The organism is Kineococcus glutinatus, assembly GCF_039542765.1.
GTDB classification, from domain to species: Bacteria; Actinomycetota; Actinomycetes; order Actinomycetales; family Kineococcaceae; genus Kineococcus_A; species Kineococcus_A glutinatus.
The window spans coordinates 1-2,468 of the sequence record NZ_BAABIL010000554.1; the positions used below are offsets into that span (position 1 = coordinate 1).

Here is a 2,468-nt window from a genome sequence, read left to right on the forward strand (position 1 = left end):
ACGCCGAGGCCCGCGAGGTTCGCGAAGCCCGCCACGGCCGGCAGCGCACCCGCCCGCTCGGCGGCCGCGACCACGGACCGCGCCACGGGGTGCTCGGATGCGTGCTCCACCGCCCCGGCCAGCCGCAGCACCTCCGCGGGGTCCTCCCCGCCGGCGGCGACGACGTCGAGCAGGTCCATCCGGCCGGTGGTCACGGTGCCGGTCTTGTCCAGCACGACGGTGTCGACGCGGCGGGTGGACTCCAGCACCTCGGGGCCCTTGATGAGGACGCCGAGCTGGGCGCCGCGGCCGGTGCCGACGAGCAGCGCGGTGGGCGTGGCGAGCCCCAGGGCGCAGGGGCAGGCGATGATCAGCACGGCGACGGCGGCGCCGAACGCGGTGCCGGCGCCCGCACCGGTGCCGAGCCAGAAACCGAGGGTGGCGGCGGCCAGCAGCAGCACGACGGGCACGAACACGGCGGAGACGCGGTCGGCGAGCCGCTGCACCTGCGCCTTGCCGTTCTGGGCGTCCTCCACCAGCCGCGCCATCCGGGCGAGCTGGGTGTCGGCGCCGACGCGGGTGGCGCGCACGACGAGGCGGCCGCCGGCGTTGACGGTGCCGCCGGCCACGGCGTCACCCGGGGCGACCTCGACGGGCACGGACTCGCCGGTGAGCATCGAGGCGTCCACGGCGGAGGAGCCGTCCACGACGGTGCCGTCGGTGGCGACCTTCTCCCCGGGGCGGACGACGAACTCGTCGCCGACGGCGAGGTGCTCGACGTCCACGCGCCGCTCCCGCCCGTCGCGCAGCAGCGCGACGTCCTTGGCGCCCAGCTCCAGCAGGGCGCGCAGCGCGGCGCCGGCGCGGCGCTTGGAGCGGGCCTCGACGTAGCGGCCGGCGAGCAGGAACGTCGTGACGCCGGCGGCGACCTCCAGGTAGAGGGAGCCGCTGCCGTCGCTGCGGCGCAGGCCGAGCTCGAAGGGGTGCGTCATGCCGGGGGTGCCGGCGGTGCCGAGGAACAGCGCGTGCAGCGACCAGCCGAAGGCGGCGAGGGTGCCCAGGGAGACGAGGGTGTCCATCGTGGAGGTGCCGTGCCGCAGGTTGGTCCACGCGGCGCGGTGGAACGGCCAGGCGCCCCACACCACGACGGGGGCGGCGAGGGCCAGGGAGAGCCACTGCCAGGAGGTGAACTGCAGCGCGGGGACCATCGCCAGCACCACGACGGGCGCGGCGAGCGCGGCGGAGACCAGCAGCCGCTGGCGCAGCGCGCGGGCCGGGTCGGGCTCGTGCTGGTGGTCGTGGCCGTCACCGGGTGCGGCGGGACGGGGTGGTTCGGGCAGCCGGGCGGTGTAGCCGGCGCTCTGCACGACGGCGACGAGGTCCTCGGGCGCGATGCCCGCCGGGTGCGCGACGCGGGCGCGCTCGGTGGCGTAGTTGACGGTGGCGCTGACGCCGTCGAGCTTGTTGAGCTTGCGCTCGATCCGCGCGGCGCACGACGCGCAGGTCATGCCGCCGATGAGGAGCTCGACCTGCCCGGCGCCGGTGGGTCGGGCGTCGGTGGGGCCGGCGTCGGTGGGGCGGGGGGTGGTGGGGGTCATCGCCCCTCCTCGGGCTCGTGCTGGTGGTCGTGGCCGTCAGCGGCGGCGGGTGCGGGTGCGGCCGGGGCGGTGGGTGTGACCGGGGCGGGTGCGGGGTCCCCGGCGCGGACGGTGAACTGCGCGGTGCGCACGACGTCGCCGTGCCGGAAGTCCAGCGCGAGCCGGTGGTCGCCCGCCGACGGGGCGGTGGCGGTGAACGTGATGTCGGGTCCCGCGGGCACCCGGCCGGGGTCGCCGTCCGGGTGGACGTGCAGCATCCCGAGGTCGCCCACCCGCAGGGCGACGAGGTGGCCGTAGGCGCCGAGGTAGGGCTGCAGGTCGGTGACCGGCCGCCCGGCGCGGCTGACGGAGAGGGTGAGCGCCGACGGCTCGCCGGGGACGAGCCGCCCGGTGAGGGTGACGGTGTAGCCGTCGACGACCGCCGTGGTCGAGGGGGCGGGCAGCGGCTGCGGCTCGTAGGCCCCGGCGACCGCGACGTCGGCCCCGAGGGTGGTCGCCGGGCCGCCGGCGGGGTCGAAGTCCGCGACGACGCGCCAGTCGCCGGGGGTGAGGGCCAGCGGGACGCTCCAGGTGCCGTCGGCGGCGAGGACGGGGTGCACGTGCTGGTAGCCCGCGGTGTCGCGCCGGACGGCGAAGAGGTGGAGGTCCTCCTCGTGCGCGGTGTCGTAGGCGGTGACCGGCTGCCCGTCGGGCCCGCTGATGCGGAACGCGAGGGTGGTGGCCGGCCCGGCGGGCAGGGCGGCGGGGACGTGCAGGGCGTAGCCGCCCCGCGCGACCTCCAGCCCGCCGAGGGCCGCGGCCGCCTCCCCGCTCGGTCCGCCCTCCGCGTGCCCGTCGGCCGCGTGGTCGCCGGCCGCCCCGCCGTCGTGGGCGGCGGTGCCGGTGTGCGCC

At 78.0% G+C, this 2,468-nt stretch carries 2 protein-coding genes; both read right to left on the reverse strand.

Going from position 1 to position 2,468, the window contains the following annotated elements:
- Nucleotides 1-1,577: heavy metal translocating P-type ATPase (locus ABEB16_RS18045; protein ID WP_425560245.1), on the reverse strand; the 1,577-nt coding region annotated here is incomplete at its 3' end.
- Nucleotides 1,574-2,468 (reverse strand): hypothetical protein (locus ABEB16_RS18050; protein WP_345713601.1); only part of this gene is annotated, 895 nt, incomplete at its 5' end. The genes ABEB16_RS18050 and ABEB16_RS18045, both read right to left, overlap by 4 nt.